Below are 26,662 nucleotides of genomic sequence, written 5' to 3'. Positions count from 1 at the left end.
TGAGGAAGGGATGATCATGCGACTTCGCACCACGACGGCGGCCGCGGCCGCCGCGCTCGTCACGGCCGGGGCGACGCTGCTCGCCCCCGCCGCCACCGCCGCACCCGCGCCGGACCCGACGGACCGCGCCGCCACCACGGCCACCACGGCCGCCGGCTGGTACATGGACACGGACGCGTGGGCCGACGACGGCGACGCCGGCGGCGTCAGCATCTACGAGCAGGCCATCAAGAACGGCACGACGCAGTACGTGATGGGCATGTTCGAGGCGAAGGGCGAGCACCTCACGGTCTGGGACCACCACCCCAACGGCCGCAAGGCGATCGTCAAGCTCTGGGTCGGCAAGAGCGGCCCCGCCGTCTTCTACGCCAAGGGCGACGGCACGAAGAAGGAGTTCAACCTGTCCTACGACGAGGGCCAGCGCGTGTACCTGCAGGCCTGCACCTCGACGTCCGTCAACGCCGTCTGCACCCCGAAGCGGGAAAAGGGCACGTCCTGAGGAGGAACCATGCGAGCACTCACCACGGCGGCGGCCGCCGCCGCGCTGGCGCTGACCGGCGTCGGGCTCCTCGGCCCGGCCGCCACGGCGGCCCCGCCCGAGGCCCCGACCGGGGACGCGCAGACCACGGCCACCTGGTACCGCGAGGCCTGGTCGTGGCACGACCCGTACGACAAGGGCGGCATCGGCATCACGGAGATGGCGTCCAAGGGCGGCACCGGCGGCAAGGTGTACGTCTACGGCCGCTTCGTCCCCTACGGGGAGCACCTGTTCATCTCCGACCAGCACGCCAACGGCCGCAGGTCCATCGTCAAGCTCTGGGTGGGCGGGAGCGGTCCGGCCGTCTTCTACTCCAAGGGCGACCACACCTACCGCGACGTGAATCTCTCCTACGACGAGGGCCAGACCGTGTACGTCCAGGCCTGCACGTCGGACTCCCCGAACGCCGTCTGCACGAAGAAGGTCGCCAAGGGGAAGAGCTGATCGGCGGCGGCCACGACCGGGCGGGCGAGCGTTGCTCGCCCGCCCGTCGTCGCGCCGGACGGCTGCCGGGGGCACCCCCGACATGCGCCCCTGCAGGTCCGGGCCCATGATTCGAAGCAGTGACTCTCGGTACCCCAGCCCCAGGAGCGCACATGTCGACCACCCGCCCGCCCGTCACCGTCGACGTCGGGTCGGCACCACCGACCGGGGCGGCCGACGCCCTGCTCCGGCTCGGCAAGCACCTGCGCTCCGGCGAGGTGTCGGACGACCTGCGCCAGCTGTTCCTCAAGGGCGGGCGCGAGGGTGACGTCTTCTACCGGGACCGGTGGTCGCACGACAAGGTGGTGCGCTCCACGCACGGCGTGAACTGCACGGGGTCGTGCTCGTGGAAGGTGTACGTCAAGGACGGCATCATCACGTGGGAGACGCAGCAGACGGACTACCCGTCGGTGGGCCCGGACTCCCCGGAGTACGAGCCGCGGGGCTGCCCGCGGGGCGCGGCGTTCTCCTGGTACACGTACTCGCCCACGCGGGTGCGCTACCCGTACGTGCGCGGGGTGCTGCTGCAGGCGTACCGCGACGCGAAGGCGGCCGTCGGCGGGGACCCGGTGCTCGCGTGGGAGCGGCTGACGTCGGACCCGGCCACGGCGCGGGCGTACAAGAGCGCGCGCGGCAAGGGCGGGCTGGTGCGGGCCACGTGGGACGAGGCGGCGGAGATCGTCGCGGCGGCGCATGTGCACACCATCAAGGCGCACGGGCCGGACCGGATCGCGGGCTTCTCCCCCATCCCGGCGATGTCGATGGTCTCGCACGGCGTCGGGGCGCGGTTCGTGCAGATGCTGGGCGGCACGATGCTGTCGTTCTACGACTGGTACGCGGACCTGCCGGTCGCCTCGCCGCAGGTCTTCGGCGACCAGACGGACGTGCCGGAGTCGGCGGACTGGTGGAACTCGTCGTACCTCATCATGTGGGGCTCCAACATCCCGGTGACCCGCACCCCGGACGCGCACTTCATGGCGGAGTCGCGTTACCGCGGCACCAAGGTCGTGTCGGTCTCCCCGGACTACGCGGACAACACGAAGTTCGCGGACCAGTGGCTGGCCCCGCAGCCGGGCACGGACGGCGCGCTGGCCCTGGCGATGGGGCACGTCATCATGCGCGAGTTCCTCGTGGACCGGCGCACCCCGCGGTTCGCGGACTACCTCAAGCGGTACGCGGACGCGCCGTTCCTCATCCGGCTCGATCCTGCGCCGGGCGACGAGCGCGACGGCGCGTACGTGCCGGGCAAGTTCCTCACCGCGGCCGACGTGGACGACGCGACGCTGCCGGGCGCGTCGTCGGCGGCGAACGCGCAGTTCCGCACGCTGCTGCTGGACGCCGACGGCACCGTCGTCGCGCCGAACGGCACCCTGGCCGACCGGTACGGCGAGGCGGGCGAGGGGAGGTGGAACCTCGACCTGGGCGACGTCGACCCGCTGCTGTCGGTGGCGGACGCTCCCGGCGGCCAGGGCGCGGGCGAGCCGGGCACCGTGGCGGTCCTCCTGCCCCGGTTCGACATCGTCCCTGACGCCGCCGACGGCCAGTCCTCGCACCTCGGCGGCGCGGGCGTGCTCACCCGCGGCGTGCCGACGCGGCGCGTGGGCGGGCACCTGGTGACCACCGTCTTCGACCTGCTGCTGGCGCAGTACGGCGTCGAGCGCAAGGACCTGGCGCTGCCGGGCGAGTGGCCCACGGGCTACGACGACGCGTCGGCCCCCGGCACCCCGGCGTGGCAGGAGGAGATCACGGGCGTGCGGGCCGCGGACGCCGCGCAGATCGGGCGGGAGTTCGCGCAGAACGCGGAGGACTCGGACGGCCGGTCGATGATCATCATGGGCGCCGGCGCGAACCACTGGTTCCACTCCGACACCATCTACCGCGCGTTCCTCACCCTCACCACGATCACGGGCTGCCAGGGCGTCAACGGCGGCGGCTGGGCGCACTACGTCGGCCAGGAGAAGTGCCGCCCGATCACCGGGTGGGCGCAGTACGCGGGCGGCCTGGACTGGGTGCGCCCGCCGCGCCAGATGATCGGCACGGGCTGGTTCTACCTCGCCACGGACCAGTGGCGGTACGACGGGATGCCGGCCGACGCGCTCTCCTCCCCGCTGGCTCCGGGCCGGCTCAAGGGCCGCACGACGGCGGACTCGCTGGTCGAGTCGGCGCAGCGCGGCTGGATGCCGAGCTACCCGACCTTCGACCGCAACCCGCTGGACCTGGTCGACGAGGCGCGCGCGGCGGGCAAGGAGCCCGAGCAGCACGTCGTGGACGAGCTCAAGGCGGGCCGGCTGCGGTTCGCCTGCGAGGACCCGGACGACCCGGCGAACTTCCCCCGCGTGCTCACGGTGTGGCGGGCCAACATCCTCGGCTCGTCGGGCAAGGGCAACGAGTACTTCCTCAAGCACCTGCTGGGCACGGACTCCGCGGTGTTCGCCGAGGAGAGCGGGCCCGACCGCCGCCCGCGCTCGATGACGTGGCGCGACGAGGCGCCCCGCGGCAAGCTCGACCTGCTCGTCACGATGGACTTCCGCATGACCAGCACCACCCTGTACTCCGACGTCGTGCTGCCGGCGGCCACCTGGTACGAGAAGCACGACCTGTCGAGCACGGACATGCACCCGTTCGTGCACTCGTTCAACCCCGCGATCGCGCCGCCCTGGCAGACGCGCACGGACTTCGACACCTTCCACACGCTGGCGCGGCGGGTGTCCGAGCTGTCCGAGACGCACCTGGGCGTGCGCGAGGACCTGGTCGCGACGCCCCTGCTGCACGACACCCCCGACGAGCTCGCGGTGCCGCACGGCACCCTCACCGATGCGGGCGCACCGGTCACCGAGCGCGAGCTGGTGCCCGGCGTGACGATGCCGCGCCTGCAGGTGGTGCAGCGCGACTACCCCGCCTTCGCCGCGCGGATGGCCGCCCTCGGCCCGCTCGCGGAGACCAAGGGCATGGTCACCAAGGGCGTGACGTTCCACCCGGACGAGGAGGTGCGCCGGCTCGGGGAGCGCAACGGCCTCGTGCCGGACGGCCCCACCGCGGGCCGCCCGCGCCTGGACCAGGACACCCACGCCTGCGAGACGATCCTCGCCCTGTCGGGCACGACGAACGGCCGCCTGGCCGTGCAGGGCTTCCAGGACCTGGAGAAGCGCACCGGGCAGCGGCTGGCCGACCTCGCCATGGACGAGCAGGCCAAGCGGGTCACGTTCCCCGATGTGCAGTCGCGTCCGACGCCGGTCGTGACGTCGCCGGAGTGGTCCGGGTCGGAGCACGGCGGGCGCCGGTACACGGCGTTCGCGATCAACGTGGAGCGGCTCAAGCCCTGGCACACCCTCACCGGGCGCCAGCACTTCTACCTCGACCACGACTGGATGATCGAGCTGGGCGAGCAGCTGCCCGTCTACCGCCCGCCGCTGGACCTGCACCGCCTGTACGGCGACTCCCCCGTGCCGGGCAGCACCGCGGACGGCACCAGCACCGGCGGCAGCGCCGACCAGGTCGCCGTCGCCGTGCGGTACCTGACCCCGCACTCCAAGTGGTCGATCCACTCGGAGTACCAGGACAACCTGTTCATGCTGTCGCTGTCGCGCGGCGGCCCCAACGTGTGGATGAGCCCGGCCGACGCCGAGAAGATCGGCGTCAAGGACAACGAGTGGATCGAGGCGGTGAACCGCAACGGCGTCGTCGTCGCCCGCGCCGTCGTCTCCCACCGCATGCCCGAGGGCACCGTGTACATGCACCACGCCACCGACCGCACCGTCGACGTGCCGCTCGCGGAGGCGTCCGGGCTGCGCGGCGGCATCCACAACTCCCTGACGCGGATCCTGCTCAAGCCCACCCACCTGGCCGGCGGGTACGGGCAGTTCACCTTCGCGTTCAACTACCTCGGGCCCACCGGCAACCAGCGCGACGAGGTCACCGTCATCCGCCGCCGCTCCCAGGAGGTGCGTTACTCGTGAAGGTCATGGCGCAGATGTCGATGGTGATGAACCTCGACAAGTGCATCGGCTGCCACACCTGCTCGGTCACCTGCAAGCAGGCGTGGACGAACCGCACCGGCACCGAGTACGTGTGGTTCAACAACGTCGAGACCCGCCCGGGCCTCGGCTACCCCCGCACCTACGAGGACCAGGAGACCTGGCAGGGCGGCTGGGTGCGCACCAAGCGGGGCAAGCTCAAGCTCCGCGCGGGCGGGCGGGCCAAGAAGCTCGCGTCGATCTTCCACAACCCGAAGCTGCCGTCGATCCACGACTACTACGAGCCGTGGACCTACGAGTACGACATGCTGCTCAACGCCCCGCAGGGCCCCCACACCCCGGTCGCCAAGCCGAAGTCGCTGCTCACCGGCGACGACATGAGCATTCAGTGGTCGGCCAACTGGGACGACGACCTCGGCGGCTCCACGGCCACCATGCAGGACGACCCGATCCTGAAGCACATGAGCGAGCACGTCGCCGAGGAGCTCGAGCAGACGTTCATGTTCTACCTGCCGCGCATCTGCGAGCACTGCCTCAACCCGTCGTGCGTCGCCTCTTGCCCGTCGGGCGCGATGTACAAGCGGGTCGAGGACGGCATCGTGCTGGTGGACCAGGACCAGTGCCGCGGCTGGCGCATGTGCGTCACCGGCTGCCCGTACAAGAAGGTCTACTTCAACCACAAGACCGGCAAGGCCGAGAAGTGCACGCTGTGCTACCCGCGCATCGAGGTCGGCCTGCCCACCGTCTGCTCTGAGACCTGCGTGGGCCGCCTGCGCTACCTCGGCCTCGTGCTGTACGACGCGGACAAGGTCGGTGCGGCCGCCGCCATCGAGGACGAGCACGACCTCCTGGCCGCCCAGCGCTCCGTCTTCCTCGACCCGAGCGACCCCGAGGTGGTCGCCGCGGCCCGCCGCGAGGGCATCCCGGACGACTGGATCGACGCCGCGCAGCGCTCCCCCATCTGGAAGCTCATCCACGACTACGAGGTCGCGCTGCCCCTGCACCCCGAGTACCGGACGCTGCCGATGGTCTGGTACATCCCGCCGCTGTCGCCCGTGGTCGACGTGGTCGCCAGCTCGGGCAACGACGGCGAGGACGGCCGCACCCTGTTCGCCGCGATCTCGCAGCTGCGGATCCCGCTGGAGTACCTCGCAGGGCTGTTCACCGCGGGCGACACCGGGCCCGTGGAGCGGGTGCTGCGCCGCCTCGCCGCGATGCGGTCGGGCATGCGCGAGGTCAACCTGGGCCGCGAGTTCCCCGAGGAGAACGCCGCCGCCGTCGGCATGACCGGCGACCAGGTCCAGGAGATGTACCGGCTGCTCGCCATCGCGAAGTACGAGGAGCGCTACGTCATCCCCACCGCGCACACCGAGGTGGCGCGCGAGCTCGAGGAGATGGCCTGCTCGCTGGACTTCGAGGGCGGCCCCGGCATGGGCGGCGCCGGCCCCTTCGGCTCCTCCTCCGGCCAGTCCGTGCCCGTCGCCGTGGAGAACTTCCACGCCCTCGCGGCCCGCCAGACGGCGGACTCCCCGTACGGACCGTCGACCCCCGGCCGCGTGAACCTGCTCAACTGGGACGGCAACGGCCGCCCCGACGGGCTCTTCCCGCCCGACGAGGCGCAGGAGGACCCGCGATGAGCCGCCTCGCCTTCCTCCCCCGGCCCGGGGTGCGGGCCAGGCGGCTCGACCCGCTCGCCGCGGTACCGCTGCGCGACGCCGACCGCGCCGTCGCGCACATGGGCGCGTCGCTGCTGCTCGCCTACCCCGACGCCGCGACCCTCGAGGCCGCCGCCACCGTCCGCGACGCCGTCGCCGGGCTCCCCGGCTCGGTCCGCGACCGGCTCGCCGGCCTGGCCACCACCCTGCTCGACGGCGACCCGGACGCGCTGCAGGCCGAGTACGTCGCCACGTTCGACCTCAAGCGCCGGTGCGCGATGTACCTGTCGTACTACGCCGCCGGCGACACCCGGAAGCGCGGCCTCGCGCTGGTCCGCTTCGTCGAGGCGTACCGCGCCGCCGGGTTCGAAACCACCGGCGACGAGCTGCCGGACTACCTGCCCACCGTGCTCGAGCTGTCCGCCCGCGGCGGCCCCGACGGCGCCCGCATCGCCGGCGCGCTCCTGTCCGCCCACCGCGACGGCATCGAGGTGCTGCGCTCGGCGCTCGCCGCCCAGCGCTCGCCGTGGACGGCCGCGGTCGAGGCCGTGTGCCTCACGCTGCCGCCCGTCGACGCCGCCACCGCCGAGCGCGTCGCCGACCTCGTGGCCGCCGGGCCGCCGGCCGAGCTCGTGGGGCTGAGCGGGTACGGGGACGCCGGGGACGAGGGGAAGGACCTGCCGTGGGCCTGACGGACGCTTCCGCCGACAAGATCATCCTGTGGGTCGTGGTGCCCTACGTGACCTTCGCCGTCCTGGTCGTGGGGTCGATCTGGCGCTACCGGTACGACAAGTTCGGCTGGACCACACGCTCCAGCGAGCTGTACGAGAAGCGGCTGCTGCGGTACGGCTCCCCGCTCTTCCACTTCGGGCTGCTGTTCGTGGTGCTCGGGCACTTCCTGGGGCTCGTGATCCCCCAGTCGTGGACCGAGGCCGTCGGGATCAGCGAGAGCTTCTACCACTTCATCGCCACCTCGATGGGCTCGATCGCCGCCGTCGTCGCCGTCGCCGGGCTGCTCATCCTCATCTACCGCCGCCGCTCCACCGGCCCCGTCTTCCTCGCCACCACCAAGACGGACAAGCTCATGTACGTGTTCCTCGCCGGCTCGCTGCTGACGGGCGCGTGGGCCACCGTGCAGACCCAGCTCCTGGCCGGCGGCCACGGGTACAACTACCGGGAGACCATCTCGCCCTGGTTCCGGTCCCTGTGGTACCTGCAGCCCCAGCCGGAGCTCATGGCGGGCGTGCCCGCCGCGTTCCAGGTGCACATCACGATGGCGATGCTGCTGTTCGCGCTGTGGCCCTTCACCCGCCTGGTGCACGCGTTCTCCGCGCCGGTGCAGTACCCGTTCCGCCCGTACGTCGTCTACCGGTCCCGCGAGGCGTCCGTGTCGTCGCGCGCCCCGCGCCGCGGCTGGGACCCCACCGGAACCCCGCCCCGCTGACCGCCACACCCGACCGAACCGCCCGACCGAACCGCCCGACCCGACCGGCCCGCGGGCCTCGAAGGAGGAGCCATGACCTCGGCACCGACCCCCGGCCCGGCCGACGCGCCGGCCGTCCCCGCCGTCCAGGGCAACGTGACGCAGCTCGCCCTGGCGACGGCGGGCTTCGCGATCTGCTTCTGGGCGTGGGCGCTGCTCAGCCCGCTAGGCAACAGCTACGGCACGCTGTACCACCTGTCCGACTTCGAGGTGTCCGTGCTGGTCGCGGTCCCCGTGATCGTGGGGTCGCTGGGCCGCATCCCGATCGGCGCGCTCACCGACCGGTTCGGCGCCAAGGTGATGTTCCCGCTGTGCAGCGCGCTGACCATCGTGCCGGTGCTGTTCATCGGGTTCGTCGCGAACAGCCTGGTCTGGCTGCTGATCGGCGGGTTCTTCCTCGGCCTGGGCGGCACGACCTTCGCCATCGGCGTCCCGTTCGTCAACAACTGGTACCCGCCGGCCCGGCGCGGCACCGCGATCGGCATCTTCGGCGCCGGCATGGGCGGCACCGCCATCGCGTCGTTCTCCACCGTGCCGATCCGCGACGCGTGGGGCGACGGCGCCCCGTTCATCATCGTCTCCGTCTTCCTCGCCGTGTTCGCGCTGCTGTCGCGGGCGATGCTGCAGGACTCCCCCGCCTGGTCCCCCGGCTCGGGCGGCGGCATGTGGGCGCGCACCTGGGCCACCCTGAAGATCCCCGCCACCCTGCAGCTGTCGTGGCTGTACGCGATCGGCTTCGGCGGCTTCGTGGCCTTCTCGGTGTACCTGCCCACCTTCCTGCAGAACGCGTACGACCTCAGCGCCAGCGACGCCTCGTTCCGCACCGCCGGGTTCGTGGTGCTCGCGGTGATCTGCCGGCCGATCGGCGGCACCCTCTCGGACAAGGTGGGCGGGGTCGCGGTGAACCTCGTGTGCTACGCCGTCGTCACCCTCGGCGCCGCCGCCATCCTCTTCCAGCCGGCCCTGATCCCGGGCGCGACAATCGCGTTCCTCGCCATGGCCGCCGCGCTCGGCGGGTCGTCGGGCGCGACCTTCGCCCTCGTGGCGAAGATGGCGCCGCCCGGGACGGTGGGCGCCGTGACCGGCGTCGTGGGCGCGGCCGGCGGGCTCGGCGGGTTCATCCCGCCGCTGATCATGGGCGCCGTGTACGGCGCGAACGGCAACTACGGCATCGGGTTCGGGCTGCTCGCGCTGACCGCCCTGCTCACGCTGCTGTTCACGCTCGGGCCGGTGCGCCGGCGCGTGCAGGCGAACGCCGGATGACCGCTCGGCCCGTCCCCGCACACCGCCCGTCGCGCGCCGGTGAGGCGCCGGTCGTCCGCGCGACACGTCCCCGCCCTAGCCTGGCCCCATGACAGCGCCGAGCACGCCGCGGAGCCTGGCCGAGCACGTCGCCGCCGTGCTGGCGGGGGTCGCGCCGCTGCCGGTGCAGGACGTCGGGCTGGCCGACCTTGCCGTCGAGCCACCCGGGCGGTCGCTGGGGGCGGAGGTCCGCGCCGTCGCGCTCGTGCCGCCGTTCGACGCCGCCGCCATGGACGGCTACGCCGTGCGCCTCGCCGACCTGCCCGCCGACGGCTCCCCGGTGACCCTCACCGTCGTCGGCGACCGCCGCCCCGGCTCGCCCCCCGATCGTTGTGAGCGGGATCTTGGCCCGCGACACGCCGTGCACGGGGGCCAAGATCCCGCTCACACCGACCCGGGAGGCGCGGTCCGGATCATGACCGGCGCCCCGGTGCCCGGCTGGGCGGACGCCGTCGTGCCGGTGGAGCGCACGTCGACGGGCCGGTTCGTCGCGGGCGGCCCGACGACGGAGACCGAGGTCACGCTCGCGCGCCAGGACCGCGCGCACGTGCGCCGCCGCGGCGAGGACGTGCGTCCGGGCGACCTGCTCGGCGCTGCCGGCGACGCCGTCACCCCCGCGCTCGTCGCGGTCGCGGCGTCGGCCGGGCTGACCGCCCTGCCCGTGCGGCGGCGGCCGCGCGTCGCGGTGCTGTCCACCGGCTCGGAGCTGGTGCCCGCGGAGGGCAGCGCGGCCGGCGCCGGCGCGGGCCGCATCCCCGACTCGAACTCGCTGCTGCTGGCGTCCCTCGCGCGCGCCGCGGGGGCCGACGTCGTGCGCGTCGGCGCCGTCCCCGACGACGCCGACGCCCTGCGCGCCGCCCTCGACAGCGTTGTGGATGGGCACTTGGCCCTCGACACGCCGGGAGAGAGGGCCAAACGCCCACCCACAACACTCCAGGGGCCGGCGGTGGACCTGCTCGTCACGACGGGCGGGGTGTCGGCGGGGGCGTCGGACGTCGTGCGGGCGGTGCTCGACGCCGACGACCCGCGGCTGGCCGACGTGGACGTCGCCGCCGTCGCGCTGCGCCCCGGCCGCCCGCAGGCGCTGGCACGGTGGCGGGGCGTGCCGTGGGTGGCCCTGCCCGGCAACCCGGTCAGCGCGTTCGTGTCCTTCGCGCTGTTCGTGCGGCCGGCGGTCGCGACGCTCGCCGGCCGGGAGCCCGCGCGCCCCGTGACCCGTCCGGCCGCCGAGGCGTGGGCGAGCCCGCCCGGGCGCACGCACGTCGTGCCGGTGCGGACGCTGGCGTCCGGGGCCGTCGAGCGCGCCGCCGCCCCGGGCGCGGGACGCGACGGCGTCGGCGGGCACGCGACGTCTGCCCTGCTCGGCGCCGACGGCCTGGCCCTCGTGGAGCCGGACGTCGCGAAGGTCGAGGCCGGCGACCTCGTCCAGGTCCTGTCCCTCGACCTCCCGTTCGGCCTGCGCTGAAGGCGGCGGACGAGGTGACCACCGCTCCCGGGCCCGCGCCGCAGGTCGGGTTCGACGCCGTCGTCCTCGCGGGCGGTCGCGCGTCCCGGCTCGGCGGCGTGCCCAAGCCCACCGTGGTGCTCGACGGCGCCACCCTGCTCGACCGGGCCCTGGCCGCCACCCGTGACGCCGACCGCACCGTCGTCGTCGGGCCGGACGCGGCGGTGCCGCCCGGCCGGGGCGTGCTCGTCGCGCGCGAGGACCCGCCGTTCGGCGGCCCCGTCGCCGGCCTGGACGCGGGCCTGCTCGCACTCGACCGGGCGCACGGGCGGACGGACGATCAGGGCCCGGGCGCGGCGCCGGCCTGGGTGCTCGTGCTCGCCGTGGACGTGCCGCGCGCCGCCGAGGCCGTGCCGCTGCTGCGCGCCGCGGTCGCCGGTCCGCCGCCCGGCTCGGCGCCCCGTTCGGCGCACGGTTCGGCGCCCGGCTCGCCCCCCGACGGCGCCTACCTGGTGCGCGACGGCCGCGCGCAGTGGCTGGTCGGCGCGTACCGCCGCGACGCCCTGCGCCGGGCGCTCGACGCCCTCGCGGGGCTCGACGGCCTGACGGGGCTGCCGGTGCGGCGGCTGGTAGCCGGGCTGTCGTGCCTGGAGGTGCCCGACGTCGACGGCCTGAGCGCGGACGTCGACACCTGGGACGACGTGCGACGCCTTACGGTAGGACTCCACGACGTCTCCGCCGTCACCGCCGACGCCCACCGCTGGGGAGGATTCCGATGACCGACCAGATGCCCCGAGCCGCCGAGCCGGGCTCGAGCACCCTGGACCGCTGGGTGGACGCCCTTGAGGCCGAGCTGGGGCTGCCGGTGCGCAGTGTCGACGTCGGCGCCGTCCTCGACCTCGCGCGGGACGCGGCGCACCAGGTGGCGCGCCCCGCCGCCCCCGTCACCGCGTATGCCGTGGGGTACGCCGCGGGCCTCGCCGCGGCCCGCGGCTCCGGCTCGGACGCCCTGGAGCGCGCCACGTCGGCCGCGCTGTCCTGGCAGGACCCGGGCCCGGGCGGCGCGACGGCCGGCGCGGGGTCGGGGAGCTGATCGGATGACGACCGTCTCGCTGGGGATGCCGCGGGTGCCGGGCGCGGGGGTGCCGGACGTCCGCCTGCCCGCGGACCGACCCGCCACCGACGGGCTGGTGGACCGGTTCGGCCGCGTCGCCACGGACCTGCGGGTGTCGCTCACCGACCGCTGCAACCTGCGCTGCACGTACTGCATGCCGGCCGAGGGGCTGCCCACGCTGCCCAAGGACTCGGTGATGACGCGCGAGGAGATCGTGCGGCTCGTCGGTATCGCGACGCGCGACCTGGGCGTGCGGCAGGTGCGGTTCACCGGCGGGGAGCCGCTGCTGCGCCGCGACCTCGTCGACATCGTGCGCGAGTGCGCCGCCCTGCCGCACCGCCCGGAGCTGAGCCTCACGACCAACGCCGTCGGCCTCGACTCCCGCGCCGCCGCGCTGCGGGAGGCCGGCCTGGACCGCGTGAACGTCTCGCTCGACACCCTCGACCCGGACACCTTCGCCACGCTCGCCCGCCGCCCGTTCCTCGCCCGCACCCTCGCGGGGATCGACGCCGCGGCCCGCGAGTTCGACCTCGTGAAGATCAACGCGGTGCTGGTGCGCGGCGTCAACCTCGACCACGCGGCCGAGCTGCTGGCGTGGTGCCTGGAGCGCGGCTTCGAGCTGCGGTTCATCGAGCAGATGCCGCTCGACGCCGACCACGCGTGGGACCGCGACGCGATGGTCACCGCGGCCGAGGTGCGCGAACAGCTCGGCACCCGTTTCGCCCTCGAGCCCGACGAGGAGCCGCGCGACGGCGCCCCCGCCGAACGGTTCGTCGTGCGGGACGCGCGGGGCGAGCGCCTGGGCCGGGTCGGCATCATCGCGTCGGTCACCGAGCCCTTCTGCGACGACTGCCGCCGCACCCGCCTCACCGCGGAGGGCGGCGTGCGCGACTGCCTGTTCGCCCACACCGAGACCGACCTGCTGGGCCCGCTGCGCGCGGGCGCCGACGACGCCACCCTGGCCGACCTGTGGCGCACCGCCATGTGGCACAAGCAGGCCGGGCATGGCATGAGCGACACCGGCTCCGGCACCGACCTCGACAGCTCGGGGTTCACGCAGCCGGAGCGCACCATGAGCGCCATCGGAGGATGACGATGACGGACCTGACGACCGACCAGCAGACCGTGAGCCTGCGCTACTTCGCCGCCGCCCGGGCCGCCCTCGGCCGCTCCGAGGAGAAGCTGGCCGTCCCGCCGGGCGCGACCGTCGCCGACGTCGTCGCCCGCCTCGCCGCCGCCGACCCCGCGGCCGAGCCCGTCCTCGCCCGCTGCAGCGTGCTGCTCGACGGCCGCCGGGCCGCGCCGTCCGACGTCGTGCCGGACGGCGCGAGCCTCGACCTGCTGCCGCCCTTCGCGGGCGGCTGACCAGCGCTCGGGGTCAGCCCTCGCGGTGGGCGCGGATCGCCGCGGCGGCCTGCGGCAGCACGTCGGCGAGGTCGCCCACGACGGCGAAGTCGCAGATCTCGAAGATCGGCGCCTCGGGGTCGGAGTTCACGGCCACGATGACCTGCGACGCCTGCATGCCGCCGCGGTGGTGCGGCGCGCCGGAGATGCCCGCGCCCACGTAGAGGCGGGGGGCGATGGTCACGCCGGTCTGGCCGATGTACCGGTCGAACCAGCCCTCGAAGACGGCGTCCCGCGAGGCGCCGACCGCGGCGCCGACGGCGTCGGCGAACTCCTCGACGGGCCCGAAGTCGCCGCTGGTGCCGCGCCCGCCGGCGACGACCACGGCGGCCTCCTCCAGCGACGGGCGGCCCGGGGTGCGCTCCTTGACCTCGCGGGAGGTCACGACCACGCCGGACGTGCCCGCGGGCAGCGCGACGGGCAGCGCCTCGACGTCGGTGGCGACGGGGGCCTCGGCGGGCTCCGGCACGACGGCGTTGGCACGGACGGTGAGCACGGCCACGTCGGCGGTGACCAGGCACCGGGTGTCCCAGGCGCCGGCGAAGACACGCTTGCCGGCCACCACGCGGCCGTCCTCGTCCTCCCCGACGACGGCGGCGTCGATGACCAGGCCCGCGCCGAGCGCGTGCGCGGCCAGCGCGGCGGCCTCCTTGGCGCCGAACGTGGCGGGCGCGAGGACGACGTCCGCGTCCGCGCGGCGCACCGCCGCGGCGAGGGTCGCGGCGACGACCGACGGCAGGTGCCGGGCGGCGTCGCCGCCGGCGGCCTGGAGCGCGTCGGTGGGCACCTCGGCCTGGTGCACCGTCTCGACGCCGTACGCGCCGAGCTGGGCGAGCACCTCGACCGTGGGGGCCTCCAGGGTCACGGCCTCGACGCGGCCGAGGCCGCGGCCGATGGTCAGCAGCTCCAGCGCGCTGGAGCGGACCTCGGTGGCCGGGTCCAGCAGGACGAGGACGGTGCGGTTGCGGGTCGGCACGGGGGTGGGCACGGTCATCTCGCGTCCTCTCAGACCAGCTCGTTGCGGATGAGGTAGTCGGCGAGGGCGGTGCCGCCCTCGCCCTTGTCGACCACCAGCTCGACCTCGGGGCGGGCCGGGCGCGGCGCGGCGGCCACCGCCTCGGTGCGGGCGCCGGCGTCGCCGACGGCGGCCGGGTCGAGGCCCAGGTCGGCCGCCGACCACTCCTCGATCTGCTTGGTGCGGGCCGCCATGATCAGCTTGAAGTTCGGCATGCGCGGGGTGTTCGCGGTGTCCGCGACGGACAGGACGGCGGGCAGCGGGGCGGTGAGCGTCTCGACGGCCTCGTCGGTCTCGCGCGTCACGGTGAGGGTGCCGCCGGCGACGTCGACCTTCTTCGCCAGCGTGATCGCCGGGCGGCCGAGCTCGGCCGCGACGAGCGCCGGCACCACGGAGCCGAGCCCGTCGAGGGCGGCCATGCCCGTGATGACGAGGTCGACCGGCGCGCCGTCGGCCTCGAGCTTCCGCACGCCGGCCGCGAGCGCCGCGGCGGTGCCGAAGTAGTCCGAGCCCGCGAGCACGTCGTCCGTGACGCGGACGGCGCGGTCCACGCCCATCTGGAACGACTTGCGCAGCGCCACGTCGCCGTCGGCGGGGGCGACCGTGAGGGCGACGACCTCGCTGGCCGCGCGCTCGCCCTCGGGCAGGGCGTCGAGGATGCGCAGGGCCGCCTCGAGCGCGTTCTCGTCCAGCTCGTTGAGGGTGCCGACACCCGGGTCGCGGTCCACACGACAATCGACGAACCGTCGCTCCGCGTTGATGTCCGGCACGTACTTCACGGCGACGACGATGCGCACAGGCGCGACCTCCAGCTCACGGTGGTGACGACCGGCCGCAGGCGCCGCGGCCGACGGTGCCGAGCCTACCCGTGGGCCCGTCGTCCTTTCAGCCCGCACCACCCGGGCACGCACCGAGGAGTCATGCCCCGGCCCCGACGGCGCGCCATGGGCCCCCGTCCGTCCCCGGCACCTGGTTGCGGCTCCACCACTGCGCCTCCCAGACCCGGCCGCCGTGGACGACGCGGTCGCCGTCGTCGTAGATCCACGAGCTTGTCCATGTCCGGACCCGCCCGTACGCGGTGTCCACGGAGGTGCCGAGCTCCGCCCAGGCGCCCCAGGGCGACGATCCGGGCGCGCTCCCCTTCGTCCACCACGACGCGCGGTACGCGCGACCGTCGTACGTCACGTACTCGCCCCCGGTGTACGTCGCCGAGCGGCTCCAGACGGGTATGCGGACCAGGCCGTCCCGCACCTGGGCGAGCGCGTCCTCGGCCTCGTCGACCTGGAACTGGTACGGGTACGCCAGCGCCTCGACCCGACGCGCCTGTTCCAGCGGCTCGGCGAGCAGCGCCCAGCTCTCGGGCGTGTGGTCCGCCTCGGCCAGGGAGGCCACGTCGTCGAGCAGCGCCCGCAGCGCGGTGCGGTCGCTCGCCGGCGTGCCGTACACCTCGACGTCCGCGACCTGCATGAGGTAGCCGTCGCGACCGCCCGAGCGCAGCCTGCTGCTGACGACGCGGACGTAGGCGCCGGGCGCCGGTTCGTCGAGCGCGAACGTCCGCGGCGCGGTGCTGCCGTCGTCGCCCGTCACGTCCGCGACCGTCGTCCAGCGCCGGCCGTCGAGCGACACCTGCACCCGGTAGTCGACCGCGAACGTGCCCTTCGGGTGCAGCACGACCTTGCTGACGTCGTGCGTGGCTCCGAGCGCGACCGCCGCCCACTCGACCGCATCGGGGCGGGCGTTGCGCCCCAGGCCGCTGGACCAGCCGTTGTCCGTCCGGCCGTCGGCGAGGAACTTCGACGACCAGCCCCACTGCTCGTGGCTGGCGTCCGGGGTCGACGACGACACCACGACGGTCTTGCCCCGCGCGACGTTCTGCCCCTCGACGTACGGGTCGGGCCGCGGGACCGCCGGAGGCTGCTCGACCGGCGGCGTGCCGCCGTCGTCGTGGAAGACCTCGATCTCCGCGAGGGCCGCGGCGTAGCCGTCGTCGGTGGCGTTCATCGCCGTCACGGACACGCGCACGTACCGCGCCTGCGCGGCGTCGAAGGCGTGCGTCACCCCCGACGACGGCGGTTCCTGGCCGCTCGCTGACGCGACGGTCCGCCACGTCTCGCCGTCCGTCGAGACGTCCACGGTGTAGTCGCGGGGGAAGGTCGCGCCGCGGTCGAGGAGGTTGCCGGCCGGGTAGAGGTCGACGCGGTCGACGGTCTGCGCCCGGCCCAGGTCCACGGTGGCCCGCGCGGTGCGCGAGGCGTCCGACGTCGTCGTGCTCCAGCCGAAGGTGCCGCCGTCGGAGAAGCGCGCGCCGTCCGTGGTGGCGCGGGCGAACCAGCCGCCGGAGCCCACCGAGTCGCTCGCCCGGACCGTCGCGCCGCGCGCCAGGTTGGTGTTCCCCGGGGTCGGCGTCGCCTCGTAGTCGTAGCTCACCGGGAGCGCGAGAAGCACGCCCTCGCCCTTGTCGAGCCGGCGCTCGAGGACGCCGTCCGACAGGCCGACGTCGACCAGGTCACCGGACCGACGGCTGACCTCCTGCAGGGACGAGATCCCGGCGTCGAACCGCAGCGCGACGTCCTTCGCCTCGGTGAAGCTGTTGTTGACCACCATCACGTAGTTGCGCCCGCTCTCGCGGTCGCGCAGGTAGGAGAACGTCAGGTCGTCGTCGGTGAGCGACTGCACCGGGAAGGTCGCCGGGACGGGTTCCTGTCCCCAGGTCCGGCCGTGGAGGTAGACCTCCTTGGCGTCGAGCCGCATGAGCGTCGGGCCGAGCGCGTGGATCTCGGCGTTGAGCCGCTGCACGGGCTCGTACAGGTCGGTCTTCTTCCCGGTGGCGGTCATGATCGCCTCGGTGAAGTCCTCGCCGCGGTTCGTCGGCGTCCACCAGGTGAAGTACGAGAGCTGCTTGTACCCGTAGGCCAGCGACATGTTGGCCTCGTACCGCAGCTCGGCCTCGTTGGTGCGGCGGAAGTTGTTCACGACGCCCACGGACTGCAGGTAGAGGCCGGTCTTGACACCGTTCGCGAGCCCGACGCGCCGCACCGACTCCATGTTCGCGAGCATGCTCGTGTAGTCGAGGCTGCCGGGCGCCCACCCGAACGGGTACCGGTCGTACATGAGATAGTCCCGCGCGCCGGTCTGGTCGACCCAGCGCTGCATGTACTCCTCGTACTCGGCCATCGAGGGGTACGCGAAGCCGGGCAGGAAGTTCAGGTGGTGGTAGTACTCGGGCGCGGCGTCCTTCATGGCGTTGAAGACGCGGGCGTACGGCGTCGGGTCGTACGGCTCGTCCAGGACGTAGTAGCCACCGACGCCGGGCACGTTGGTGTACTCGCGCACGAGGTCCTCGATCTCGGCGTCCGTGAGGTTCAGCAGGCCCGGCCCGAAGCGGTGGTCGGCCACGCCGACCTGCATCCCGTGCTCGTGCGCCAGCCGGGCCATCTCGAGATTGGTCGCCTTGTCGGTGAGGTCGCCGGTGTGCACGTTCTGGACGAAGTCGATGCCCGCGTCGGCCAGGTAGCCGTACTGGGTCTCGTCGACGTAGTCCTTCGTGGGCGGCCAGAACACCGTGATCATGAAGTCGTCGCCGGCGCGCTCGACGTCGTCGGCGACCTCGACGGCGATGGTCGCCGAGCGGTCGGCGGCGGGAGCCGCCAGCGTGACGGTCGCGTCGCCCTGCCCGACGGCGGTCACCCGGCCCGTCCGGTCGACGGTCGCGACCGCCTCGTCCGACGACGACCACACGAGCTCCGGTGCGTCGTCCCCGAACGACGCCTCGTACGTCAGCTCCTCGACCGCGCCCGGCTCGAGCAGCAGCGCCGGCTTGCCGATCTCCAGCGTGCCCTCGGCCGGCACGCCGTAGACGGCGACCTCGGAGAGCTGCACGAGCTTGCCGTCGTTGCCGGTCCCGCCGCCGGGCGCGTCCTGGCTGTACCGCTGCGAGACGTCCACGCGCACTCCCGACGCGGTGACCGGCTGGTCCAGGTCGAGGACGACGGGCGCGGCCGGGCGCTGCGCCTGGGTCAGGTGCACGGTGTGCACCGCCTCGCCGGTCGCGTCGAGCAGCGTGACGGCGTACTCGACCGGGAAGTACGCCCCGTAGGGCTCCGCGCCGACGTCGCTCCGGGGGAACAGCACGACGCGCTCGACCTGGGACGCCGACCGCAGGGACGCCTCCACCCAGGCGGGCGTGGCGGGGTCGAGGACCTGGTCGTAGGGGTTCGTGGTCCACCCGTTGGGCGCGCCCGGGGCCGCCAGCACGCCGTCCACGAGCTTGGCGCGGCTCCACCCTTCGCCCGCCATCTCGTAGGACGACGACGCGGTGACGACGGCCCCGCCGGTCAGGTTCTCGGTGCCGACCGGGGCGTAGGAGCCGATGTCGGCGGGGTCCGCCGTGGCCTCCTCCGCGGCGCCCGCGACGGCCGGCACGCCGAGGACCGACAGGGACAGCGCCAGCAGCACGGCCACGGTCCTGGCCGGCCGGGGGAAACGTCGAGCGGTCACGGCTACTCCTCGTCGAGCGGTCGTCGGTGCACGTCTCAGGCCACGCGGGGGTTGCAGTGGTTCTGTTGTACACGATAACGACGCCGAGGTGAAAGAGATTTTCATCCACTTGTCGAGAGCCGGCCGCGTCGGACGCGCGCCGGACGCCGCTCAGCGCAGCGTCGCGAGAGTGCCCGTGACCGTCCCGAACACGGCCGCGTCGACGACCGTGCCGGCGTCGCGCAGCGCCAGCACGACCGCGCCGACCACCCCGTCGGTCACCGCGCGCACCTCCGGGGGCTCGCCGTCGCCGGCCCGGGCGGCGATTCTGCCGGGCAGGGTGCGGCGCAGGGCGACCGTGCCGCCGCCCAGCACCACGGGACCGCGCACGCCCGGGAGGGCGACGGCCCCGAGGGTGTGCACGAGGGCGTCCTCCGCGGCGGCGACGATCGCGTCCGCCTCCTCGTCGCCGTCCGCCTCGAATGCGAGCCGGGCGAAGCGGGCCAGCTCGACCGGTCGCATCGCGTACAGGGCGTCGACGGAACGCCACAGCGCTTCCGCCCGGCCGTCGCGGGACCTCGGGGCCGGCCCGTCGAGCCCGAGCTCGCGCAGCAGCATCGCCGTGAGGGCGGTCGGAGCGCCTCGGCGGTCGAGGTCGGCAAGGGCCGCCCGCACGACGCGGCGCCCGATCCAGAACCCGGAGCCGTCGTCGCCGAGCAGCCAGCCGAGCCCGTCCGCCGTCGCCGTGACCTCCCCGCCCTCCACCCGGACCGCCGCCGCTCCCGTACCCGCGACGAGCGCGTAGCCGGTGTCGCGGTAGGTGCCGGCGAAGAAGGTGGCGAGGAGGTCCGACCGGAAGACGGGCGATGCGGTGATGCCCAGGTCGCGGAGCGGCCGGCCGAGCTCCTCCAGCGGCGTCTGGGCGCTCACCCCCGCCGCAGCGAGCGTCACCCCCTCGACGTCGGCCGGGTCGACCCCGGCGGCACCGAGCGCCGCGGCGGCGCTCGCCGCCGCGGACCTCCCGGCGGCATCGACGCCCACCGAGACCGGGTTCCCGCTCCCGTCGCGGCCGTACCCGACGCACTCACCGGCGGGGGTCACGACGACGCAACGGGTGGAGGTCCCTCCGGCGTCGAGGGCGAGCAGCACCGTCATCCGTGACCCACCTGCCACTCGTGCACCATTGCTCCCGAGACGACGTTGCAACCAGTTTTCATCCGACCTCGTTCGGAGATGGTACAGATATTCATATGGACGTGACCGCACTCCACCTGCCGGCAGGCGGGTCCGGGTTCCGGAGCCGGATCCGGGCGAACCTCCCGCACCTGTCGAAGTCGATGACGAAGATCGCCCAGCTCCTGCTGGACGACCCGGCGCTGCCGCTCGAGCTGTCCAGCACCGAGCTCGCCCGGCGCGCCGGCACGTCCGCCGCGACCGTCACCCGCTTCTGCCGGCTCATCGGCTACGAGGGCTACGTCCCGCTGCGGGTCGGCGCCGCGGCCGACGTCGCCCGGTCCAGCACCCACGAGGCCGCCGAACCGGACGTCCGGCGAGCCCTCGACCCGGCGGACAGCCCTGCCGACGTGATCCGCACCCTGCTGGGCGCACACGTCGCCGCGCTGCAGTCCACCGCCGACCTCGTCGACACGGCGCTGGTGGAGCGCGTCGCGGCCGCCGTCGCCGCGAGCGACCAGCTCGACATCTACGGCATCGGCGGCAGCGCCACCATGGCCCGCGAGCTCCAGCTCCGCCTGTACGGCATCGGCGTGAACGCGCACGCATGGGGCGAGGTCCACCTCGGCCTGGCCAGCGCGGCGCTCCTGCGCGGGTCGACCGTCGCCATCGGCATCTCCCACTCCGGCCGCACCAAGGAGACGATCGACATGCTGTCCCTGGCGAAGTCGTCGGGGGCGCTCGCGGCGGCGGTGACGAGCGACCCGCACTCGCCGCTCGCGGCGGTGGCGGACGTGCACATCACCGGCTACGCGCCGGGCGAGTACCTCCAGCCCGACGACCTCTCCGCCCGGTACGCCAGGCTCTTCGTCCTCGACCTGCTCTACCTCATGGTGGCGCGCCAGGACTTCCGTCGGACGACGACGATGCTCGCGGCGTCGACCGCCGCCATCGCGTCCCACCGTCGCGCCCCGCGCACGACGTCCCGACGTCCGGACCCCTCCCCCTCGAAAGGAACGACCACAGGATGACTACCGACTACCTGACCCAGGTCCTCGACCGCCTGCACCCGATCGACGAGGACGCGCGCGCGGGCGGCCTCGACCCGGCGATCGACCTGATCGTCACCGCCCTCGAGGGCGGGGGTATCCTCCAGGCGTTCGGCACCGGGCACTCGCAGGCGTTCGCGATGGAGATCGCCGGTCGTGCCGGCGGCTTCGTCCCGAGCCACGCCCTCTCGTTGCGCGACCTCGTCCTGCGCGGCGTCCGCGAGCCCTCCGCGCTGGAGGGCGCCGACCTCGAGCGGGACAGCAGCATCTCGGACGACCTCTACGACCTCTACGAGATCCACCCCGCGGACGTCTTCCTCATCGCCTCCAACTCGGGGGTGAACGGGTCGATCGTCGGTCTCGCCCTGCGCGCCAAGGCCGAGGGGCACCCCGTGATCGCGGTGACGAGCCTGGAGCACACCCGCGCCGTCGAGCCGAAGCACCCCAGCGGCAAGCGCCTGAGCGACGTGGCCGACGTCGTCCTCGACAACCGGGCCCCGTACGGGGACACCACGCTCGACCTCGGCGACGGCATCGAGGTCGGGGCCGTCTCCTCGATCACGGCGGCGTTCATCGCGCAGCTGCTCACGATCGGCGCCGCCGAGCGTCTCCAGGCGGCCGGCACGGTCCCGCCGGTGTACATCTCGGCGAACATCCCGGAGGGCGACGAGCACAACAAGGCCCTCGAGGAGCGTTACGGGGCGCGCATCAAGCACCTCGCGTGACGCGGGGGCGTCACGCCGGCCCGGCGTCAGGCCGGGCACGTCGACGACGGTCCGTGGAGTCGATGCTGCCCTGACCTGCGGGCGCGCGGCCGGCGGCAACCCCGGGCAGCATGTCCCCATGGAGTCCCGCCCCAAGGTCACGCCGCTGACGCGCCCGCTGGCGCGGCGCAGCCACGTCCCGCCGCTGGGGGTGCACCCGACGCCCGACGGCGGGGTGGACGTGGCCGTTGCGGCGTCGCACGCGGACGGCGTCGAGCTGTGCCTGATCGACGTCGTCGAGCCGCACCGCGACCCCCACGACCCCGCCCGGTACGCGGAGCGCCGCGTCCCGCTCGACGGGCCGGTGTACGGCGTCTGGCACGCCCACGTGCCGCACGTGCGGCCCGGGCAGCGGTACGGCTTCCGCGTGCACGGCGCGTGGGACCCGGGGGCCGGCCAGCGGCACAACCCGGCGAAGCTGCTCGTCGACCCGTACGCCCGCGGGCTGGTGGGCGACCTCACCTACGGGCCGGAGACCCTCGGCGCGACGAGCGCGCCCCGCGACCCGGCCGACCCCGACTCGCCCGACGGGCGCTGGTGGGTGGCGGAGCCGTACGGCGCGCCGGACGACCGCGACTCCCTGGCGTTCGTGCCGCACTCCGTGGTGGTGGCGTCGCACCCGGGGCCGCCGCCGCTGACGCGCCCGCGCGTGCCGTGGGCGGACACCGTCGTCTACGAGGCGCACGTCCAGGGGCTGACGGCGACGCACCCGGACGTCCCTCCGGAGCTGCGCGGCACGTACGCCGGCGTCGCGCACCCGGCCACGATCGCGCACCTGACCAGCCTGGGCGTCACCACCCTCGAGCTGCTGCCGATCCACGCGTTCGTCAGCGAGCCGCACCTCGTGGCCCGCGGGCTCACGAACTACTGGGGCTATCAGACCCTCGGCTTCTTCACCCCGCACGCCGCCTACGCCACCCGCGCGGCGCGCGAGGCCGGGCCCGCCGCCGTCCTGGACGAGGTGCGGGGCATGGTGCACCTGCTCCACGAGGCGGGCATCGAAGTGCTGCTCGACGTCGTCTACAACCACACGTGCGAGGGCGGCGACGACGCGCTGCACGTGAGCTGGCGCGGCCTCGACAACGCCGGTTACTACCTGCACGACGGCGCCTCCCCGGCCGCGCTGGCCGACGTCACCGGCACGGGGAACTCCCTCGACTTCCGCCGCCCGCGCGTGGTGCAGCTCGCGCTGGACTCGCTGCGCTACTGGGCCGAGGTGGTGGGCGTGGACGGCTTCCGGTTCGACCTCGCGGTGACCCTCGGCCGCACCCATCACGGCTTCTCCCCCGACCACCCGTTCCTCGTGGCGCTGCAGACCGACCCGGTGCTGAACAACCTCAAGCTCGTCGCGGAGCCGTGGGACGTCGGCCCGGGCGGCTGGCAGACCGGCAACTTCCCCCCGCCCATGGCGGAGTGGAACGACCGGTTCCGCGACGCCGCGCGCGGGTTCTGGCTCGACGCCCCGCGCGAGGGCTCCCACGGGCGGCCCATGCACGGCATGCGCGAGCTCACCACGCGGCTGGCCGGGTCCGCGGACCTGTTCGGGCACTCCGACCCGCCGCTGGTGCGCGGCCCCGTCGCGTCCGTCAACTACGTCACCGCCCACGACGGGTTCACCCTGGCCGACCTCGTCGCCTTCGACCACAAGCACAACGAGGCGAACGGCGAGGACAACCGCGACGGCTCGGACCACAACCTGTCGTGGAACCACGGCGTGGAGGGGCACGCGCCGGGCGCCGAGGACGGGGAGGGCGCGGGCGACACCGGCACCGAGCCGTGGTCCGCCGTCGTGCCGCTGCGGCGGCGCTCGCAGCGCAACCTGCTCGCGACTCTCCTGCTGTCCGCGGGCACGCCCATGCTCACCGCGGGCGACGAGCTCGGCCGCACGCAGCGCGGCAACAACAACGCGTACGCGCAGGCGGGCGAGGTGTCGTGGGTCGACTGGGACCTCGAGGACGCCGCGCGCGACCTGCTCGACACCACCCGCTTCCTGCTGGCCCTGCGCGCCGAGCACCCCGCCCTGCGCGCGGACTCGTTCTTCCTCGGCTCGCCGCGGCCCGGGGAGGACGAGACCGACCTGCTGTGGTTCGGCGCCGACGGCGCGCCCATGGACCGCGACGCCTGGGCGGTCGCCGGACGGCGCGTGGTGCAGATGCTCCGCCCCGGGCCCGACGACGGCGACGCGCACGTGCTCCTCGTCCTCAACGGCGGCCTCGACGACGCCGAGGTGACGCTGCCGCCCGCGCCCGGCGGCGGCGCGTGGGAGCGGGCGTGGAGCTCCGCGTGGGACCGGCCGGAGGCGCCCGACGACGAGGCCGAGGACGCCGTGCTCGAGTCGCTCAGCGTGGAGGTCTTCCTCGGGCGGTAGGTCGGACGGTAGTCACAGGAGTCCGAAGTCCTCCAGGTCGAACGCCGTCGAGATCGCGCGGGCCAGGTCCTCCTCCTGGTCGTCCAGGAGGAACCCGACCTTCCGGCCGACCCGGTCGACATGAACCGTCTCGATGTTGTCGCAGTTGATGACGCAGGGGTGGTCGATCCCGTTGCGCGGGCCGACGGGGACCTCGACCGAGAGCCCCTTCACCGTGCTGGTGATCGGCGCGATGGTCAGGTGTGACATCCGATCGCGCACCCCCGGGCGGGTGAGGACGACCGCGGGACGCGACTTCTCCAGGTGGACGATGTGGATCGGCCGCATCAGTCGAGGTGGTCCCAGCTCGAGTTCTTCTCCACCCAGCGCACCATGCCGGCGAGGTCGTCAGGATCGTCCTGGTCGGCCGTCGCCGCGTAGATCTGCGCGTCACGCTCGGCGAGCTGCCGCCGCACCTCGCGCCGCAGCGCGCGCTCGACGGCGGAGGCCCGGCTCCGCGTCTTCCCCTCGGCCACCTGCTGGTCCACCCACGCGACGAGCTCGTCAGGCAGGCGGACCGCGATCTGCGTCGTCATCCCAGAACGGTACCGCTTCGGGATGCATGGCGTCGAGACCCGGGCGTTGACCCCACGACGCCGTTCCCCGAAGTCGCCCGGCCGAGCCGTTCACCGGGCGCCCGACCTCTGCCAGACTGCGCGCATGGATGCTGACGTCGTCGTCATCGGTGGGGGCCTGTCGGGGCTCGTCACGGCCACGGAGCTCACCGCCGCGGGCCGCCGGGTCGTGCTGCTGGACCAGGAGCCGGAGGCGTCGTTCGGCGGCCAGGCATGGTGGTCGTTCGGTGGGCTGTTCCTCATCGGCTCGCCCGAGCAGCGCGCGATGGGCGTGCACGACTCCGCGGACCTGGCCTGGTCCGACTGGCTGGGCTCCGCCCAGTTCGCGCCCGGCGCCGACCGCGGCGAGGGCCCCGATCGGCACGGGTACGCGTGGGCGCGCCGCTTCGTCGAGTTCGCCGCGGGCGACCTGCGGTCGTGGCTGCACGACAAGGGCGTGCGCTGGTTCCCGCTGGTGCAGTGGGCCGAGCGCGGCGGGTACACCGTCGGCCATGACGATGGCCGGACCGAGCACGGCAACTCCGTGCCCCGCTTCCACGTCACCTGGGGCACGGGGCCCGGCATCATCCGACCCTTCGTGGAGGCGGCGCTCGCGGCCCGCGACGCCGGCCTGCTCGACCTGCGGTTCCGCCGCCGCGTCACCGGCCTGGTGACGACCGACGGCCGCGTCACCGGGGTGCGCGCCGACGTGCTGGCCGACCAGCCCGTGGCCGGGCTGCCGTTCGGCGGCCGCGGCGCGCCGTCGAACCGCGACGTGGTGGGCAGCGAGGAGATCGCCGCGGGCGCCGTCGTGGTCGCGTCCGGCGGCATCGGCGCCAACCACGACCTGGCCCGCGCGCACTGGGACCCCGAGGCCGGCACGCTGCCGGAGCGGATGCTGTCCGGCGTCCCGGACTCCACCGACGGGCTGATGCTCGGCGTCGCCGCCGAGGCCGGCGGCGCCCTCGTGCACGAGGACCGCATGTGGCACTACCCGGAGGGCATCGCCAACCACTCGCCCGTCTGGACGAACCACGGCATCCGCATCCTGCCGGGCCCGTCGTCGCTGTGGCTCGACGCCGACGGCGGCCGCCTGCCCGCCCCGCTGTTCCCGGGCTTCGACGCGCTCGGGGCGCTGCAGCACGTGACGCGGCGCGGCGACGACCACTCCTGGTTCGTGCTCAACAAGGCGATCATGGAGTCCGAGTTCGCCCTGTCCGGCTCGGAGCAGAACCCCGACCTCACCGGCAAGGACGTCAAGCTCCTCGCCCAGCGGGTGCTGCCGAAGGCGGTCGGGCCCGTCGCGAAGTTCGCCGCCGAGTCGCCCGAGTTCCTCTGGGCCGATACCACCGACGAGCTCGCCGCGAAGATGAACGCGCTGGTGGACGCCACCCCCGGCGCGAAGGGCCACGTGGACCCTGCCGCGCTCGCCGCCGTCGTCGCCGCCCGCGACGCGCAGGTCGCGTCCGGCCTGGGCAAGGACCCGCAGGTCGTGGCCACCCGCGCCGCCCGCGACTACCGCGTGGACAAGCTCATCCGGGTCGCGAAGCCGCGCCCCCTGACGACGCCGAAGGACGGCCCGCTGCTCGCCGTCCGGCTCTCGGTGCTGACCCGCAAGACCCTCGGCGGCCTGTGGTGCGACCCGTCCGGGCGGGTCCTGCGCGCCGACGGGTCCGTGCTGGACGGGCTGTGGGCCGTCGGCGAGGCCGCCGGCTTCGGCGGGGGCGGTGTGCACGGCCACCGCGCCCTGGAGGGCACGTTCCTCGGCGGCTGCCTGCACACCGGCCGCACGACCGGCCGCGCCCTCGCCGCCGACGCCTAACGTCG

Annotated in this window: 22 protein-coding genes; 16 read left to right on the top strand and 6 right to left on the bottom strand. The window is 74.2% G+C overall.

The annotated features are described in order from the left end of the window. Positions 1-16 precede the first annotated feature (16 nt). The 12 genes from ACFWDO_RS06985 to ACFWDO_RS06930 all read left to right on the top strand — a co-directional run bounded on the left by ACFWDO_RS06985 (position 17) and on the right by ACFWDO_RS06930 (position 13,358). Positions 17-499, top strand: a complete 483-nt coding sequence (locus tag ACFWDO_RS06985) for a hypothetical protein (RefSeq protein WP_380324243.1) — start codon at positions 17-19, stop codon at positions 497-499. A gap of 9 nt (positions 500-508) precedes the next feature. Continuing rightward, positions 509-982, top strand: a complete 474-nt coding sequence (locus tag ACFWDO_RS06980) for a hypothetical protein (protein ID WP_380346861.1) — start codon at positions 509-511, stop codon at positions 980-982. Positions 983-1,134: 152 nt separating this feature from the next. Then, a complete protein-coding gene (locus ACFWDO_RS06975; RefSeq protein ID WP_380315606.1) occupies positions 1,135-4,977 on the top strand; it encodes a nitrate reductase subunit alpha in 3,843 nt (1,280 codons plus the stop codon). After that, positions 4,974-6,632, top strand: a complete 1,659-nt coding sequence (gene narH / locus ACFWDO_RS06970) for a nitrate reductase subunit beta (RefSeq protein ID WP_380315609.1) — start codon at positions 4,974-4,976, stop codon at positions 6,630-6,632. The genes ACFWDO_RS06975 and narH overlap by 4 nt, the downstream gene beginning before the upstream one ends. Continuing rightward, on the top strand, positions 6,629-7,342 hold the full coding sequence (gene narJ / locus ACFWDO_RS06965) for a nitrate reductase molybdenum cofactor assembly chaperone (protein WP_380315612.1): 714 nt from the start codon (positions 6,629-6,631) through the stop codon (positions 7,340-7,342). Before narH ends, narJ begins: the two co-directional genes overlap by 4 nt. Further along, the gene (gene narI / locus ACFWDO_RS06960; protein WP_380315615.1) at positions 7,333-8,094 is read left to right on the top strand and encodes a respiratory nitrate reductase subunit gamma; all 762 of its coding nucleotides are present in this window, start codon (positions 7,333-7,335) and stop codon (positions 8,092-8,094) included. The genes narJ and narI overlap by 10 nt, the downstream gene beginning before the upstream one ends. A 72-nt stretch (positions 8,095-8,166) precedes the next feature. Further along, positions 8,167-9,396, top strand: a complete 1,230-nt coding sequence (locus ACFWDO_RS06955) for a nitrate/nitrite transporter (protein WP_380315618.1) — start codon at positions 8,167-8,169, stop codon at positions 9,394-9,396. A gap of 88 nt (positions 9,397-9,484) precedes the next feature. Next, complete coding sequence (locus tag ACFWDO_RS06950) at positions 9,485-10,900, top strand: molybdopterin molybdotransferase MoeA (RefSeq protein WP_380315621.1); 1,416 nt, start codon at positions 9,485-9,487, stop codon at positions 10,898-10,900. A gap of 14 nt (positions 10,901-10,914) precedes the next feature. Continuing rightward, entirely contained in the window at positions 10,915-11,658 is a 744-nt protein-coding gene (locus tag ACFWDO_RS06945; RefSeq protein ID WP_380315624.1) for a molybdenum cofactor guanylyltransferase, read from the top strand. Then, positions 11,655-11,972, top strand: coding sequence for a DUF6457 domain-containing protein (locus tag ACFWDO_RS06940; RefSeq protein WP_380315627.1), 318 nt, complete (start codon positions 11,655-11,657; stop codon positions 11,970-11,972). The genes ACFWDO_RS06945 and ACFWDO_RS06940 overlap by 4 nt, the downstream gene beginning before the upstream one ends. 4 nt (positions 11,973-11,976) lie before the next feature. Beyond that, complete coding sequence (moaA, locus tag ACFWDO_RS06935; RefSeq protein WP_380315630.1) at positions 11,977-13,086, top strand: GTP 3',8-cyclase MoaA; 1,110 nt, start codon at positions 11,977-11,979, stop codon at positions 13,084-13,086. A 2-nt stretch (positions 13,087-13,088) separates the two neighbouring features. Then, positions 13,089-13,358 carry a MoaD/ThiS family protein gene (locus ACFWDO_RS06930; protein WP_380315633.1) on the top strand — a complete coding sequence of 90 codons (270 nt, stop codon included), beginning with the start codon at positions 13,089-13,091 and terminating at the stop codon, positions 13,356-13,358. 13 nt (positions 13,359-13,371) lie between these two features. Here ACFWDO_RS06930 and ACFWDO_RS06925 read toward each other — a convergent pair whose 3' ends face one another. From ACFWDO_RS06925 to ACFWDO_RS06910, 4 genes are all read right to left on the bottom strand, one after another. Then, complete coding sequence (locus tag ACFWDO_RS06925; protein WP_380315636.1) at positions 13,372-14,391, bottom strand: electron transfer flavoprotein subunit alpha/FixB family protein; 1,020 nt, start codon at positions 14,389-14,391, stop codon at positions 13,372-13,374. Positions 14,392-14,402: 11 nt separating this feature from the next. Then, complete coding sequence (locus ACFWDO_RS06920) at positions 14,403-15,209, bottom strand: electron transfer flavoprotein subunit beta/FixA family protein (protein WP_380315639.1); 807 nt, start codon at positions 15,207-15,209, stop codon at positions 14,403-14,405. Positions 15,210-15,330: 121 nt separating this feature from the next. Further along, complete coding sequence (locus tag ACFWDO_RS06915) at positions 15,331-18,909, bottom strand: discoidin domain-containing protein (protein ID WP_380315642.1); 3,579 nt, start codon at positions 18,907-18,909, stop codon at positions 15,331-15,333. A gap of 150 nt (positions 18,910-19,059) precedes the next feature. Beyond that, on the bottom strand, positions 19,060-20,043 hold the full coding sequence (locus ACFWDO_RS06910; protein ID WP_380315645.1) for an N-acetylglucosamine kinase: 984 nt from the start codon (positions 20,041-20,043) through the stop codon (positions 19,060-19,062). Positions 20,044-20,144: 101 nt separating this feature from the next. Between ACFWDO_RS06910 and ACFWDO_RS06905 the strand changes: the two genes are divergently transcribed. From ACFWDO_RS06905 to glgX, 3 genes are all read left to right on the top strand, one after another. Next, positions 20,145-21,092, top strand: coding sequence for a MurR/RpiR family transcriptional regulator (locus tag ACFWDO_RS06905; protein WP_380315648.1), 948 nt, complete (start codon positions 20,145-20,147; stop codon positions 21,090-21,092). Then, positions 21,089-21,835 (top strand): sugar isomerase domain-containing protein, encoded by a 747-nt coding sequence (locus tag ACFWDO_RS06900; RefSeq protein ID WP_380315651.1) that lies wholly within the window; start codon positions 21,089-21,091, stop codon positions 21,833-21,835. The genes ACFWDO_RS06905 and ACFWDO_RS06900 overlap by 4 nt, the downstream gene beginning before the upstream one ends. 118 nt (positions 21,836-21,953) lie before the next feature. After that, on the top strand, positions 21,954-24,242 hold the full coding sequence (glgX, locus tag ACFWDO_RS06895) for a glycogen debranching protein GlgX (protein ID WP_380315654.1): 2,289 nt from the start codon (positions 21,954-21,956) through the stop codon (positions 24,240-24,242). Between the two features lie 12 nt (positions 24,243-24,254). On the opposite strand, the gene ACFWDO_RS06890 is transcribed toward glgX, so the two are convergent. Continuing rightward, positions 24,255-24,569: a type II toxin-antitoxin system PemK/MazF family toxin gene (locus ACFWDO_RS06890; protein WP_380315657.1), complete on the bottom strand. Its 315-nt coding sequence runs from the start codon at positions 24,567-24,569 to the stop codon at positions 24,255-24,257. Beyond that, entirely contained in the window at positions 24,569-24,817 is a 249-nt protein-coding gene (locus tag ACFWDO_RS06885) for a ribbon-helix-helix domain-containing protein (RefSeq protein WP_380315660.1), read from the bottom strand. Before ACFWDO_RS06885 ends, ACFWDO_RS06890 begins: the two co-directional genes overlap by 1 nt. 124 nt (positions 24,818-24,941) lie before the next feature. Here ACFWDO_RS06885 and ACFWDO_RS06880 point away from each other — a divergent pair, with 124 nt between their 5' ends. After that, positions 24,942-26,657, top strand: a complete 1,716-nt coding sequence (locus ACFWDO_RS06880) for an FAD-binding dehydrogenase (RefSeq protein WP_380315663.1) — start codon at positions 24,942-24,944, stop codon at positions 26,655-26,657. Positions 26,658-26,662 lie beyond the last annotated feature (5 nt).

This window comes from Isoptericola sp. NPDC060185 (assembly GCF_042728595.1).
In the GTDB taxonomy this organism is placed as follows: domain Bacteria; phylum Actinomycetota; class Actinomycetes; order Actinomycetales; family Cellulomonadaceae; genus Isoptericola.
The sequence above is the reverse complement of the archived record's forward strand: the minus strand, read 5'-3'. Positions and strand labels throughout refer to the sequence as shown.

Bases quoted from the DNA above. Each gene is read 5' to 3' on its own strand.
- ACFWDO_RS06930 (WP_380315633.1), top strand. From the start codon at position 13,089: ATGACGGACCTGACGACCGACCAGCAGACCGTGAGCCTGCGCTACTTC.
- ACFWDO_RS06980 (WP_380346861.1), top strand. From the start codon at position 509: ATGCGAGCACTCACCACGGCGGCGGCCGCCGCCGCGCTGGCGCTGACC.
- glgX (WP_380315654.1), top strand. From the start codon at position 21,954: ATGGAGTCCCGCCCCAAGGTCACGCCGCTGACGCGCCCGCTGGCGCGG.
- ACFWDO_RS06910 (WP_380315645.1), bottom strand. From the start codon at position 20,043: ATGACGGTGCTGCTCGCCCTCGACGCCGGAGGGACCTCCACCCGTTGC.
- ACFWDO_RS06885 (WP_380315660.1), bottom strand. From the start codon at position 24,817: ATGACGACGCAGATCGCGGTCCGCCTGCCTGACGAGCTCGTCGCGTGG.
- moaA (WP_380315630.1), top strand. From the start codon at position 11,977: ATGACGACCGTCTCGCTGGGGATGCCGCGGGTGCCGGGCGCGGGGGTG.
- ACFWDO_RS06955 (WP_380315618.1), top strand. From the start codon at position 8,167: ATGACCTCGGCACCGACCCCCGGCCCGGCCGACGCGCCGGCCGTCCCC.
- ACFWDO_RS06900 (WP_380315651.1), top strand. From the start codon at position 21,089: ATGACTACCGACTACCTGACCCAGGTCCTCGACCGCCTGCACCCGATC.
- ACFWDO_RS06890 (WP_380315657.1), bottom strand. From the start codon at position 24,569: ATGCGGCCGATCCACATCGTCCACCTGGAGAAGTCGCGTCCCGCGGTC.
- ACFWDO_RS06950 (WP_380315621.1), top strand. From the start codon at position 9,485: ATGACAGCGCCGAGCACGCCGCGGAGCCTGGCCGAGCACGTCGCCGCC.
- narJ (WP_380315612.1), top strand. From the start codon at position 6,629: ATGAGCCGCCTCGCCTTCCTCCCCCGGCCCGGGGTGCGGGCCAGGCGG.
- ACFWDO_RS06985 (WP_380324243.1), top strand. From the start codon at position 17: ATGCGACTTCGCACCACGACGGCGGCCGCGGCCGCCGCGCTCGTCACG.
- ACFWDO_RS06940 (WP_380315627.1), top strand. From the start codon at position 11,655: ATGACCGACCAGATGCCCCGAGCCGCCGAGCCGGGCTCGAGCACCCTG.
- ACFWDO_RS06925 (WP_380315636.1), bottom strand. From the start codon at position 14,391: ATGACCGTGCCCACCCCCGTGCCGACCCGCAACCGCACCGTCCTCGTC.
- ACFWDO_RS06975 (WP_380315606.1), top strand. From the start codon at position 1,135: ATGTCGACCACCCGCCCGCCCGTCACCGTCGACGTCGGGTCGGCACCA.
- ACFWDO_RS06880 (WP_380315663.1), top strand. From the start codon at position 24,942: ATGGATGCTGACGTCGTCGTCATCGGTGGGGGCCTGTCGGGGCTCGTC.